This is a genomic window from Streptomyces sp. NPDC058221 (assembly GCF_042882365.1).
Taxonomy (GTDB): domain Bacteria; phylum Actinomycetota; class Actinomycetes; order Streptomycetales; family Streptomycetaceae; genus Streptomyces.
In genome coordinates, this window is sequence record NZ_JBHVWF010000191.1 from 1 (window position 1) to 12,869 (window position 12,869).

The 12,869-nt window shown below is 71.1% G+C and carries 10 protein-coding genes and 1 pseudogene; 5 read left to right on the forward strand and 6 right to left on the reverse strand.

The window, feature by feature from the left end; all coding sequences use genetic code 11:
• The first annotated feature begins 263 nt into the window (after positions 1–263).
• Positions 264–1,907, forward strand: coding sequence for a ribosomal protection-like ABC-F family protein (gene abc-f / locus ACFVW8_RS35280; protein WP_389697413.1), 1,644 nt, complete (start codon positions 264–266; stop codon positions 1,905–1,907).
• Between the two features lie 15 nt (positions 1,908–1,922).
• On the opposite strand, the gene ACFVW8_RS35285 is transcribed toward abc-f, so the two are convergent.
• From ACFVW8_RS35285 to ACFVW8_RS35310, 6 genes are all read right to left on the reverse strand, one after another.
• Positions 1,923–2,429 (reverse strand): NUDIX domain-containing protein, encoded by a 507-nt coding sequence (locus tag ACFVW8_RS35285; RefSeq protein ID WP_389697415.1) that lies wholly within the window; start codon positions 2,427–2,429, stop codon positions 1,923–1,925.
• A 58-nt stretch (positions 2,430–2,487) separates the two neighbouring features.
• Entirely contained in the window at positions 2,488–2,898 is a 411-nt protein-coding gene (locus ACFVW8_RS35290) for a PTS fructose transporter subunit IIA (protein ID WP_389697417.1), read from the reverse strand.
• Positions 2,895–3,509, reverse strand: a complete 615-nt coding sequence (gene dhaL, locus ACFVW8_RS35295) for a dihydroxyacetone kinase subunit DhaL (RefSeq protein WP_389697419.1) — start codon at positions 3,507–3,509, stop codon at positions 2,895–2,897. The genes ACFVW8_RS35290 and dhaL overlap by 4 nt, the downstream gene beginning before the upstream one ends.
• A gap of 59 nt (positions 3,510–3,568) precedes the next feature.
• Positions 3,569–4,555, reverse strand: coding sequence for a dihydroxyacetone kinase subunit DhaK (dhaK, locus tag ACFVW8_RS35300; RefSeq protein ID WP_389697421.1), 987 nt, complete (start codon positions 4,553–4,555; stop codon positions 3,569–3,571).
• 252 nt (positions 4,556–4,807) lie between these two features.
• Entirely contained in the window at positions 4,808–6,028 is a 1,221-nt protein-coding gene (locus ACFVW8_RS35305) for a right-handed parallel beta-helix repeat-containing protein (protein WP_389697423.1), read from the reverse strand.
• Positions 6,029–6,280: 252 nt separating this feature from the next.
• Positions 6,281–6,676, reverse strand: coding sequence for a molybdopterin-binding protein (locus tag ACFVW8_RS35310; RefSeq protein ID WP_389697425.1), 396 nt, complete (start codon positions 6,674–6,676; stop codon positions 6,281–6,283).
• Between the two features lie 211 nt (positions 6,677–6,887).
• On the opposite strand from ACFVW8_RS35310, the gene ACFVW8_RS35315 reads away from it, so the two are divergent.
• The 4 genes and pseudogenes from ACFVW8_RS35315 to ACFVW8_RS35330 all read left to right on the forward strand — a co-directional run.
• Positions 6,888–8,393, forward strand: coding sequence for an MFS transporter (locus ACFVW8_RS35315; RefSeq protein ID WP_389697427.1), 1,506 nt, complete (start codon positions 6,888–6,890; stop codon positions 8,391–8,393).
• A 10-nt stretch (positions 8,394–8,403) separates the two neighbouring features.
• On the forward strand, positions 8,404–9,435 hold the full coding sequence (locus ACFVW8_RS35320) for a glutathione S-transferase family protein (protein ID WP_389697429.1): 1,032 nt from the start codon (positions 8,404–8,406) through the stop codon (positions 9,433–9,435).
• 476 nt (positions 9,436–9,911) lie between these two features.
• Entirely contained in the window at positions 9,912–12,134 is a 2,223-nt protein-coding gene (locus ACFVW8_RS35325; protein ID WP_389697431.1) for an NADP-dependent isocitrate dehydrogenase, read from the forward strand.
• A gap of 473 nt (positions 12,135–12,607) precedes the next feature.
• A pseudogene (locus ACFVW8_RS35330) lies at positions 12,608–12,869 on the forward strand (cytochrome ubiquinol oxidase subunit I); the annotation flags it as partial.

Sequence of the window (12,869 nt, forward strand, 5' to 3'; positions counted from 1 at the left end):
CCGGTGGAGCGCCCCCGGGCCGGCCGCTCCCGGTGAACGGAAAAGGGCCTGCGGGCCATCGCACCCCCGTGGTTAGACTGGCCCCATGGGTTCGTACTACTTCTTCCGCTGACGCCCGGCAGGGACGCCGACGCGCGACGCCGGGCGTCGCCGTGTGACCTTCCGGGTCACCCCGCGTTGCGCAGTCCCCCGCCCGTTCGGCAACCCCGCCCGCCGCGCCCCGCCATGGCCGCCGAGGCATGTCACCCGAGGGAAAGCGACCCATGTCCCCCAAGCACGACCGCGCCCAACTGGCCATGAAGGACGTCTCCAGGACGTACGGAGAACGCACGGTCCTCGACCAGGTGTCCTTCACCGTCCGGCCGGGCGACCGCGTCGGAGTGATCGGTGAGAACGGCTCCGGGAAATCCACCCTCCTGCGGCTGCTGGCCGGCGTCGAGGCGCCGGACAGCGGAGAGATCACCGTCCGCTTCCCCGGCGGCACCGGCTACCTCTCGCAGACTCTCGACCTCGTCCCCGCCCGCACGGTCCAGGACGCCGTCGACACCGCCCTCAGTGAACTCCGCGCCCTGGAGCGGCGGATCCGGGACGCCGAGACCGCACTCGCCCTGCCCGGAGGCCCGGACGACACCCGGCTCACCGCGTACGGGGATCTGCTGACGGAGTACGAGGAGCGCGGCGGCTACCTGGCCGACACCCGGGTCGACGCCGCACTGCACGGCCTCGGGCTCGGTCACCTCACCCGGGAGCGCCCGCTCGGCACCCTCTCCGGGGGCGAACAGTCCAGGCTCGCGCTCGCCTGTGTTCTGGCCGCCGGCCCCGAACTGCTGCTGCTCGACGAGCCGACCAACCACCTCGACCTCACGGCCACCACCTGGCTGGAGGACCATCTGCGCGCCCACCGCGGCACCGCCGTCGTGATCACCCACGACCGGGCGTTCCTGGAACGGACCACCACCGTCATCGCCGAGGTCGACCGCGATCTGCGCACCGTCAGCACCTACGGGGACGGCTGGGACGGTTACCGCACGGCGAAGGCGGCCGCCCGCCGCCGCTGGGCACAGGACCACCAGGAGTGGCTGGACGAACTCGCCCGCACCGAAGAGCTCGTGAGCGCCGCGGGCCGGCGGCTCGCCGGCGCCGGGAAGGATCCCGGCGAGGGCTTCGGCAAGCACCGCCGCTCGCACGAGGCCAAGCTGTCCGGGCGGGTCAGAGCCGCCCGGATCCGGCTCGAAGGGCTGCGCGACGCACCGGTCCCGGCCCCGCCGCAGCCGCTGCGGTTCACCGTCGACCTCGCCCTCGCCGCCGAGGGCGAGCAGGCTTCGGGCCCCCTGGTGGAGCTCGAATCCGTGGCGGTCGGCGACCGGCTTCGCATGCCGCACCTGCGGGTGCCGGCCGGACAGCGGCTGCTGGTCACCGGGCCCAACGGCGCCGGGAAGTCAACCCTGCTGCGGGTCCTGGCAGGCGACCTGGCCCCCGGCTCCGGCACGGTGCGCCGCCGCTGCCGGATCGGATATCTCCCGCAGGACCTCCCCGCCCGGCCCACCCGTCGTACACTCCTGGCGACCTTCGCCGCCGGACGGCCCGGCCACGCCGACGAGTACGCCGACACGCTTCTGGCGCTCGGACTGTTCCGCCCCGAGGACCTGACCGTCCCCGTCGCCGACCTCTCCGTCGGCCAGCAGCGAAGGCTGGCGCTCGCCCGGCTGGTCACCCGCCCGGCCGATCTGCTGGTGCTCGACGAGCCCACGAACCACATCGCCCTCGGTCTGGTGGAGGAGCTGGAAGCGGCCCTGGCGGCGTACCCGGGAGCCGTCGTGGTCGTCTCGCACGACCGCAGTTTCCGCAGCCGCTTCACCGGCGACCGGCTCGAACTCCACAACGGCGGCCCGGTCGCGGACTCCTGACGCGGAGGCCGGGGTTCAGGAACCGTCGGGCGCGGAAGGTTCCGGCTCGTCCGTCAGAATGCCGCGCAGCCGGTCCAGGAAGACCCGCTGGCCCTTGACGAGGCGGTCGGCGGCGACCTCCGGCGTGCACCAGGCGAACCGGTCGATCTCCGGGAAATCCCGCTGCACGCCGGACCCTCGCGGCCACTCCATCGTGAAGGTCCCCGGAACGGCCGCCGCCGGATCGAGGTCGCCCTCCACGGCCCACACGGTCACGGTCTTGCCGCCGGACTGACGGGCCTCGCCCAGTGCCAGCCGGCGACCGTCCGGTGCCGGGTGGCCGAACTCCTCCTCGAACTCCCGCCGCGCAGCGTCCGCCGCCTCCTCCTCGGGGCCGTACTCACCCTTCGGGACCGACCACGCCGCGCTCTCCCGCCGTGCCCAGAACGGCCCGCCCATGTGCCCGATGAGGACCTCGAAACCGGACCCCCCGGTGGTGCGGAACAGGAGAAGCCCGGCGCTGCGCCGCTCGTTCGGTGACATGCGGTCAAGTGTGCGTGAGCGGCGCGGCACCCGTTGGCGCCGACACGGCGACGGGCCCTCACACCTTGCGGTAGTCGTACGCCTCCGACGCGGCGGCAGCTACCGCGTCGATGTCGCCGCCCGCCGACGCGGTGACCACCGCAGCCACGGCGCCCTCCACGAACGGAGCGTCCAGCAGCCGTGCACCGTCCGGGAGTTCGTCGCCCTCGGCGAGCATCGCCTTGACCGTGAGCACGGCGCTGCCCAGATCGACCAGTACCGCGACTCCCGCGCCACGGTCCACCGATCCGGCCGCCGCCGCGATCAGCTCGGTACTCGTGCCGAGCCCGCCCGCGGCAGTGCCGCCGGCGGCGGCCACCGGCGCGGTCGCGCCACCGGCCGCAAGACCCGCGGCGAGTGCGGCAACCGCCTCGGCCACCGGCCCGCTGTGCGAGACCAGCACGATCCCGACCTGACCGTCCACGCTCATGCGCCTTCTCCTTCCGCGGCGGCGACCGCCGCGAGGGCGGCGACCAGGAACAACGCGGACATGGCTCCCGGATCCGGATGCCCGATGCTCCGCTCGCCCAGATAGCTCGCGCGGCCCTTGCGCGCCTGCAGGGGCACGGTCGCCAGCGCCCCTGACCGCGCCGCGTACTCGGCCGCATCGAACGACATCCCGAGCGCCTCGGCCGCCGGCAGGAGGGCGTCGAGCATCGTCTTGTCCCCGGCCGCGGCCCCGCCCAGCCGGGCCACCGCCTCTACGCCCGCGGTGAACGCCTGCGTCAGCTCCTCGGCGCTCACGGCGGGGGCGTCGCCCAGCTCCTTGCCCGTACGCCGCAGCAGCGTCCCGTACAGCGGACCGGACGCTCCGCCGACGGTCGAGATCAACTGCTTTCCGGCCAGCGCGAGTACGGCCCCGGGCGTCTGCGGCGCCTCCTTGTCCAGGGCGGCGGTCACCGCGGCGAATCCGCGCCGCATGTTCGTGCCGTGATCGGCGTCCCCGATCGCCGAGTCGAGCTCGGTCAGGAATTCCGCCTGGCGTTCCATGGCGTTGGCGGCAACGGTCATCCAGCGGCAGAAGAAGTCGGCGTCGAGCACATGATCTCCTCGGGTCCATCGAACGTGACGGCGTGCACTGACGGGGGCAACGTGGACGGTCAGCGGCCCCACCGCAGTGCGGGCGTCTCCACCGGGGCGTCCCAGAGCCGCACCAGCTCCTCGTCCACCTGGCAGAGCGTCACCGAGCAGCCCGCCATATCGAGCGAGGTCACGTAGTTCCCCACCAGCGTACGAGCCACCACCACGCCCCGCTCGGACAGCACCCGCTGCACCTCGGCGTTGAACCCGTACAGCTCCAGCAGCGGGGTCGCGCCCATCCCGTTGACCAGTGCGATCACCGGTCCCTGCGGCTGCAGATCCTCCAGTACCGCGTCCACCACGAAGTCAGCGATCTCCCGCGACGTCATCATCGGACGGCGCTCCCGCCCGGGCTCGCCGTGGATCCCCACGCCGAGTTCCAGTTCACCCGTGGGGAGATCGAAGGTGGGGGAGCCCTTGGCCGGGGTGGTGACGGAGCTCAGTGCCACCCCGAAACTGCGCGAGGACTCGTTCACCTGCCGCGCCACCGCCGCGATCCGGTCCAGCGGCGCACCCTCCTCGGCCGCCGCGCCGGCGATCTTCTCCACGAACAGCGTCGCGCCCGTGCCTCGTCGCCCCGCCGTGAAGAGGCTGTCGGACACCGCGACATCGTCGTTCACGAGTACTTGAGCGACCTGCACCCCCTCCTCGTCGGCGAGCTCGGCGGCCATCTCGAAGTTGAGCACGTCACCGGTGTAGTTCTTGACGACGAAGAGCACGCCGGCACCGCTGTCGACGGCGGCTGCGGCGCGCACCATCTGATCCGGCACCGGGGACGTGAACACCTCCCCGGCGCACGCCGCCGACAGCATCCCGGGCCCGACGAACCCCGCGTGCAGCGGCTCATGACCGGACCCGCCGCCGGAGACCAGCGCGACCTTTCCGGCCACGGGTGCGTCACGCCGTACGACCACACGGTTCTCGACGTCCACGGTCAGTTCCGGATGGGCGGCGGCCATGCCGCGCAGCGCGTCCGCGACCACGGTTTCGGGGACGTTGATCAGCATCCTCAACGGTAACCTCCCAGTAGAGCCATCGGGTGGCGCCCTGATCAGGGTTCTCGCAGCTCAGGGGCCGCTTCGTGAGCCGTCGGTCCCGATGGTGGGCGGCTTTCGGCTGTCCGGTCCGGCGGGACGGCCGGCGACTCGGTCCCGAGTGTACTGACGGCCTGTGGTTGCGGGGTGAGGCGTGAACCGGTGGGCCCGTCCGCCCCGGCCGGTCCTCGGGCCGGGGCGGACGAGCCGGGGCGAGACGGTCCGTTACGGCGTCACCGGGCTGCCGCCCAGCGTCACGACCAGGTGACCGTCCGAAGCGAAGGACCAGTCGAGTGCGCCGCTGTACGCGGAGCACTTGGACCCGTTCGTGCCGGACCAGAACTGGTTCGACGCGTCGGCATCGCCGATGATGCGGTCGTTCGTCCCCTTGCCGCTGCGGCAGGACACGTTGTCCTGGAACGCCGAAGTGCCGCCGTCGAAGGAGAAGTTGCGCTCCTCGTTGTCGATGGCGATGTTGCCCGACACCGTCATGCTGCCCGGGTTGCTGTTGTAGGTGAACCCGTGCTTGCCGTTGTGGTAGGCGATGCTGCGCCGGATGATGTGGTCGACGGCGATGTCCTCGCCACCGAGCTTGTAGCCGTTGCGGTCACCGCTGGAGTTCTGACTGCCGTCGGAGAGGGTGCCGTTCTCGTAGGAGAGCGAGTCCTCGACGGTCACCGGGCCGATGGCCCCCGTGTCGGTCTTGGTGTAGAGGTCCCAGCCGTCGTCGATGTTGTTGTGCGAGACGGCGTAGCGGAAGACGTTCCCGGGGCCGACCGTCAGCTTCGCGGCGAAACCGTCGGCGTCCTCACCGTCGGAGTCGGAGTTGTCATGTGTCTCCGCGCTGAGGACGAGGTTGTTGGACGGCCACGCGTCGCGGGGGGTGCTGGACAGGATCCGCGAGAGCTGGAGTCCGGTGTCCCGGTTGAACCGGGTCACCGTGCGCTCGATGATGTTGTCACTGCCACCGACGGAGATCCCGTTGTCACCGGCGTGCTCGACGACGATTCCGTTGATGTGCCAGAACGACCCGTTCACGGCGAGCCCGCGGTTCGCCGGGTCCTCACTCATGGCCGAGAAGTCGAGCACCGGGGTTTCGCCGGGGTAGGCCTGCAGCTGTGTGCGGGCGCTCGACGTGCCGTCGTTGCCCTGCGGGATGGTGACGGTCTCCGACAGCTGGTAGGAGCCGCCGCGCAGGTAGATCGTCCCGCCGGGAGTGACGCGGCTGATCGCCGAGGGGAGCGTCGTCGGGTCCGACTGCGTTCCCGCTCCGTCAGTGGTGCCGTCCGGCGCCACGTACACGTCGGTGGCCTGCGCGCGCACGCCGGCTGCCGCGGAGCTCTCGGGCTGATGGCGCGTGGGCACGGCCTGCGCCGAGTTGCCCGACAGTGTGATCAACGTGCCGGCCAGCAGACCGACGCACGCGACAACAGGTCTCAGTTGCATCGTTCGTCTCCAGGTTGATTGGATCGTCCGATATCGAGGGTGGTTCAAGGCGCTGAACAGCCCGGGCAGGGGAGTGTCCGAGCTGTGGTGGAGAAAGCGCTTTCTCTCGAAGCTACGGGCGTGGCGTGAACGCGTCAACGGGCTTGTTCATGATTTCTGTTCATGTACTTGAATCCGCGAGGGGCCGCGCCGCCCCGCGGCGCAGCCCCCTGGGCCGACGCGGGGCGAACCGGTATCCGGAAGGCCTGTGGGTCAGGTGCGGTCGATGTGCACGCTGGTCGACTTCACCCGGGCGGTGGCCTGCATGCCCACCTCGAGGCCGAGTTCTTCGACGGCCTCCCGGGTCAGCAGCGACACGAGCCGGTGCGGACCGGCCTGGATCTCGACCTGCGCCGCCACGTCGCCGAGCTTCACCGCGGTCACGATGCCGGGAAAGGCGTTGCGCGCGGACGTGTAGGACGCGTCGTCGTCGCCGGCGCCGCCCTGGGCGACCTCGACGGAGAACGCCGCCAGGTCGCGGCCGTCGATGAGGCGGCGCCCGCCTTCCTCGCGGTGGGTCGCGACGCGGCCTGCGTCCGCCCAGCGGCGCGCGGTGTCCGGGCTGACGCCCAGCAGGCGGGCGGCCTGCCCGATGGTATAGGACTGCATATGCCGCACCTTAGGCGTTTGCAGCTTGCATATGCAAGCTTATTTCGGTGATTCCCTGGTGGGTGTGCAGGCTTGGCGGGCTCGCCGTCCGGCTGCTGCGGCACCCGCGCCCCGGTCGCACACCGGAGACCGCGTCAATGTAGCGCGCGGCGCACGGCCGGGTGGCCCTGCCGGGATGAGGATTCGGGGCGTGCGACCTAGGGTGCGAGCCATGGCAGACAGTGCGGCTCACCGGGGTTCCGCGGGGCGGGGTGCGGAGTCCGCCGACGGGGACGGCACGCCCGACCCCCGGCGGTGGCGAGCACTCGCGGTGTGCCTGGTCGCAGGCTTCATGACGCTGCTGGACGTATCGATCGTCAACGTCGCACTGCCGTCCATCCGGGAGGGACTGCACACCCCGGAGTCCGATCTGCAGTGGGTGCTGTCCGGCTACGCACTGGCCTTTGGCCTGTTCCTGATTCCCGCGGGGCGGCTGGGCGACGCACGCGGGCGCCGCGAGGTCTTCATGGCGGGTCTCGCGCTCTTCACGCTGGCCTCCGCGGCCTGCGGAGCCGCCCAGTCCAGCCTCTGGCTGGTCATCGCCCGACTGGTGCAGGGCCTGGCCGGCGGACTTGTGTCGCCCCAGATCTCCGCCCTCATCCAGCAGATGTTCTCGGGGCGGGAGAGGGGCCGGGCGTTCGGCATGTTCGGCACGGTGGTCGGCATCTCCACGGCCGTGGGCCCGCTGCTCGGCGGGCTCCTGATCCAGGCGGCCGGCGCCGAGGAGGGCTGGCGATGGGTGTTCTACGTCAATCTGCCGCTCGGCGCGGTCTGCCTGCTGCTGGCCCACCGGCTGCTGCCGGACACCCCGTCCGCCGGGCCGGTGCGGCTGCGGGACCTGGACCCGCTCGGGGTCCTGCTGCTGGGCGCCGGGGTGCTGGCGCTGCTGCTGCCCTTCGTCCAGGCACATCAGTGGGCGGGCAACGGGAAATGGCTGCTCCTCGTGGTGGCCGCGGTGCTGCTCGTCGCCTTCGTGGGCTGGGAGTCCCGGTGCGGCCGTCGCGGCACCCAGCCGGTGGTGAACCTCTCGCTCTTCCGTGTCCGTTCCTACTGGCTGGGCTGTCTGCTGATCCTGCTGTACTTCGCCGGATTCACCTCGATCTTCTTCATCACCACGCTCTATCTGCAGAGCGGCCTGCATTACACGGCCCTGATGGCAGGTCTCGCGATCACGCCCTTCGCCCTGGGGTCCGCCGCAGCGGCCGGCCCCGGCGGCAGGCTGGTCGGCCGGTACGGGCGCCCCCTCGTGGTCATCGGCATGACGACCGTGGCCGTGGGACTCGGCGCCACCGCGCTCGCCGTCCACCTGGTGCCCGGCAGAGGCGCCGGATGGGCGATGGCCGCCCCGCTGCTGCTCGCCGGGCTCGGCAGCGGCCTGGTCATCGCGCCCAACCAGACCCTGACCCTGTCCCAGGTGCCGGTGGCCTCCGCGGGAAGCGCGGGCGGCACCCTCCAGACCGGCCAGCGCGTCGGCTCCGCGATCGGAATCGCCGCCGTCGGCTCCGTCTTCTTCGCCCAGGTGGGGTCCACCGGCTGGTCCACCGCCTACGACCACGGGCTCGTCGTCTCCGTCGCCTTCGTGGTGGCCGGACTGATCGTGGCCCTGGCCGATGTGGGCGGGACCCGGCGGGGCAGAAGCCGTACACACCAGTCCGCGCGCCCTCAGGCCCTGTCGTAGGAGAGACCCGATGAACGACCCCGCCTCCACCGAACCGGACGGCAACAGCGAGTACGGCCACAAGCCCTTCAAACGGTCCAGGAGCCACTTCGCCGACCGGATCACCGCCGACGGCCGGGACGGCTGGCCCGTCGAGGCGGGGCGCTACCGGCTGGTCGTCAGCCGCGCCTGCCCCTGGGCGAGCCGCGCACTGGTCTCCCGCCGGCTGCTCGGCCTGGAGGGCGCGCTCTCGCTCGCCGTCGCCGATCCGCTGCAGGACGACCGCAGCTGGCGCTTCACGCTGGACGAGGGCGGCCGGGACCCGGTGCTCGGCATCAAGTACCTCGGCGAGGCCTACGACGCGCGGGAGCGCGGGTACCCCGGCGGAGTCAGCGTCCCCGCAGTCGTCGACGTACCCAGCGGCAAGCTCGTCACCAACGACTACCAGCAGATCACCCTTGACCTTGCCACCGAATGGACCGCGCTGCACCGGTCCGGGGCGCCCGATCTCTATCCCGGGCCGCTGCGCGAGGAGATCGACGAGGTCATGGAGGGCATCTACCGGGACGTCAACAACGGTGTGTACCGGGCCGGGTTCGCCAGCGGGCAGGACGAGTACGAGGCCGCGTACGCAGATGTGTTCCGCCGCCTGGACCTGGTGTCGCAGCGCCTCGCGAACCGGCGCTACCTCGTCGGCGACACGATCACCGAGGCCGACATCCGGCTCTTCACCACACTCGTGCGCTTCGACGCTGTCTACCACGGACACTTCAAGTGCAACCGTTCGAAACTGGCCGAGGACCCGGTCCTGTGGGGCTACAGCAGGGACCTCTACCAGACCCCCGGCTTCGGTGACACGGTCGACTTCCACCACATCAAGCAGCACTACTACCGGGTCCACACGGGCATCAACCCCACCGGCATCGTGCCCGTCGGGCCCGATCTGTCGGGCTGGCTGACCCCGCACCACCGGGAGGAGCTCGGCGGCCGCCCCTTCGGCGACGGCACCCCGCCCGGGCCTGTTCCGGCCGGCGAGGAGGTCCCGGTGCGGGGACGGCCGTGAGCCGGCTCCACTCCGTCTCGCCGGGCCGGCCGGCGTAGTTACCCGATCGGACGGCACGCCTGGAGCCGCGGATCCGCGCTGGTGGCCGCGGTGACCCGGAGGCGCGTCCGCACGGCTTCGCGGGATTCGCCGACGCTGTACAGCGTCATCGCCAGGAAGGCCATCAGCGAGGCGTCGTCCGCGCCGCCAGGTCAGCAGCTGCTCGTGCGCCTGCGGGTTCCGCTGCTCGCGCAGCCGTACCGCCTGGTTCAGCGCCTCGTCGTGTTCGCTCTCCGTGCTCATGGCGCCGCACGCTGCCAGGGCCGCGGCGCTATGGCACATCAGCGCCGACGGCGGCGTCCGGTGCGTCCGTGCGCCGGGCCGTGGGGCGGTACGGCGGGTTCCGGTCACTGCGGGGGCAGGGCCCTGTCGAGACAGCGGCGATCACGAGATATCTTGATGTCAAGCAATGTTGCAGACGTGGAGCGGAGCACAGGGTGACTGACTCGACCATCATCTATACACACACCGACGAGGCCCCGGCCCTGGCGACGTATTCGTTCCTGCCGGTGATCGAGGCCTATGCCTCGAAGGCCGGGGTCACTGTGGAGAGCCGTGACATCTCCCTGGCGGGCCGGATCATCGCCAGCTTCCCCGACCGCCTCCAGGAGAACCAGCGCATCGACGACGCGCTCGCCGAGCTCGGCGCGCTGGCCACCACTCCCGGGGCCAACATCATCAAGCTGCCGAACGTCTCGGCGTCGATCCCGCAGCTGAAGGCCGCGATCACCGAGCTCCAGGAGCAGGGCTACGCGCTTCCGGACTACCCGGACGACCCGAAGACCGACGAGGAGAAGGACGCCCGCGCGCGTTACGACAAGATCAAGGGCAGCGCGGTCAACCCCGTCCTGCGCGAGGGCAACTCCGACCGCCGCGCCCCCGCGTCGGTCAAGAACTACGCCAAGGCGCACCCGCACCGCATGGGTGCATGGTCGGCCGACTCGAAGACGAACGTCGCGACCATGGGCGTCGACGACTTCCGCTCCACCGAGAAGTCCGTCGTGATCGCCGAGGCCGGCACGCTGCGCATCGAGCTCGTGGGCGACGACGGCACCGTCACCGTCCTGCGCGACTCCGTGCCCGTGCTCGCCGGCGAGGTCGTGGACGCCGCGGTCATGCGCGTCGCCGCGCTGCGCGAGTTCTTCACCGCGCAGGTCGCCCGCGCCAAGGCCGAAGGCATCCTCTTCTCGGTGCACCTCAAGGCCACCATGATGAAGGTCTCCGACCCGATCATCTTCGGCCACGTGGTCCGTGCCTTCTTCCCGAACACGTTCGCCAAGTACGGCGAGGCGCTCATCGCCGCCGGCCTGACCCCGAACGACGGCCTCGGTGGCATCCTCAAGGGCCTGGACTCGGTGCCGCACCTCGGTGCCGAGATCAAGGCCTCCTTCGAGGCCGAGCTCGCCGAGGGCCCCGCCCTGGCGATGGTCGACTCCGACAAGGGCATCACCAATCTGCACGTCCCCAGCGACGTCATCGTCGATGCCTCCATGCCGGCCATGATCCGCACCTCCGGCCACATGTGGGGCCCGGACGGCAACGAGGCCGACACCCTTGCCGTGCTGCCCGACAGCAGCTACGCGGGCGTCTACCAGGCCGTCATCGACGACTGCCGCGCCAACGGCGCCTACGACCCGGCCACGATGGGTTCGGTGTCCAACGTCGGCCTCATGGCGCAGAAGGCCGAGGAGTACGGCAGCCACGACAAGACCTTCGAGGTCCCCACCACGGGTACCGTGCGGGTCGTGGACGGCAACGGCAACGCCGTCCTGGAGCAGGTCGTCGGCGCCGGTGACATCTTCCGCGTGTGCCAGGCCAAGGACCTGCCGATCCAGGACTGGGTCAAGCTCGCCGTGACCCGCGCCCGCGCGACCGGCAACCCGGCCGTGTTCTGGCTCGACGAGGACCGCGCGCACGACGCCAAGCTCATCGAGAAGGTCAGGACGTACCTGGCCGACCACGACACCGACGGTCTCCAGATCGAGATCATGTCCCCGGTCAAGGCCACCGCGTTCTCCCTGGAGCGCATCCGCCGCGGCGAGGACACCATCTCGGTCACCGGCAACGTGCTGCGTGACTACCTCACCGACCTGTTCCCGATCCTCGAGCTCGGCACCAGCGCCAAGATGCTCTCCGTCGTCCCGCTGATGAACGGCGGCGGCCTCTTCGAGACGGGCGCCGGCGGCTCCGCGCCGAAGCACGTGCAGCAGCTCGTCAAGGAGAACTACCTGCGCTGGGACAGCCTGGGCGAGTTCCTCGCCCTCGCCGTCAGCTTCGAGCACCTCGCGCAGACCACGGACAACGCCGGTGCCCAGGTCCTCGCGGACACGCTGGACCGTGCGACGGCCACGTTCCTCAACGAGGACAAGTCGCCCAGCCGCAGGCTCGGCGGCATCGACAACCGCGGCAGCCACTTCTACCTGGCCCTGTACTGGGCCCAGGAGCTGGCCCAGCAGACCGCGGACACCAAGCTCGCCGAGGCGTTCGCGCCGCTCGCCAAGACGCTGGCCGAGCAGGAGCAGACCATTGTCGACGAGCTGGTCGCGGTCCAGGGCAAGCCGGCCGACATCGGTGGCTACTACCAGCCCGACCCGGCCAAGGCCTCGGCCGTCATGCGCCCGTCGGCCACGTTCAACCAGGCGATTGCGAGCCTCGCCTGATCCGAGCCGGTGGACGGGGGGAGGGGCCACGCCCCTTCCTCCACCCGCACCGCCGCTGACCGTTCCGCCCCGGCCGACACACCGTCGAGCCGGGGCGGCGCTGTTTCCAGGAACGGTCCGCCGGCGGGAAGTTGCCCCCGGGCCGTGCCGAACACCCCCGTCGGCAGAGCCGGTTGCCCGAGCGGATGGCATCTTCCGCGCCCCCGGGTCACGGATCTGCCGTCCGGTGACCGCATACCGTCCCGGCCACCCGGATCCGCCCGGGTGCCCGGATCGACCCGTCCGGGGACGCCCTGACGGGTGAATGTCGCGCCACGGCGGGCGCAGGGCCACGCCCGGCGGCCACCTGGCTGGTTTGCTGCAACCGGAAACTCGCGCGACGCGTGGGGAGGGCCGTTCGGCCGACCCCGGTGGAGGCGGCGCCACGCCGGGTACGCAGTCCACCGGCGGAAGACAATCGAAGGAGCGTCCCAGTGACGACGACGGGCACAACAGGGACAGCGGAGGAAGACGAGTCGTACGCCAACGAGCTTCCGGTGCACAGCAGGGAGCCGGGGAACGTCGTCATCAAGTGGCTGACCACCACGGACCACAAGACGATCGGCTCGCTGTACCTGGTCACCTCGTTCGCGTTCTTCCTCATCGGCGGTCTGCTCGCGCTCTTCATGCGCGCCGAGCTCGCCCGTCCGGGCACGCAGATCATGTCGAACGAGCAGTTCAACCAGGCGTTCACGA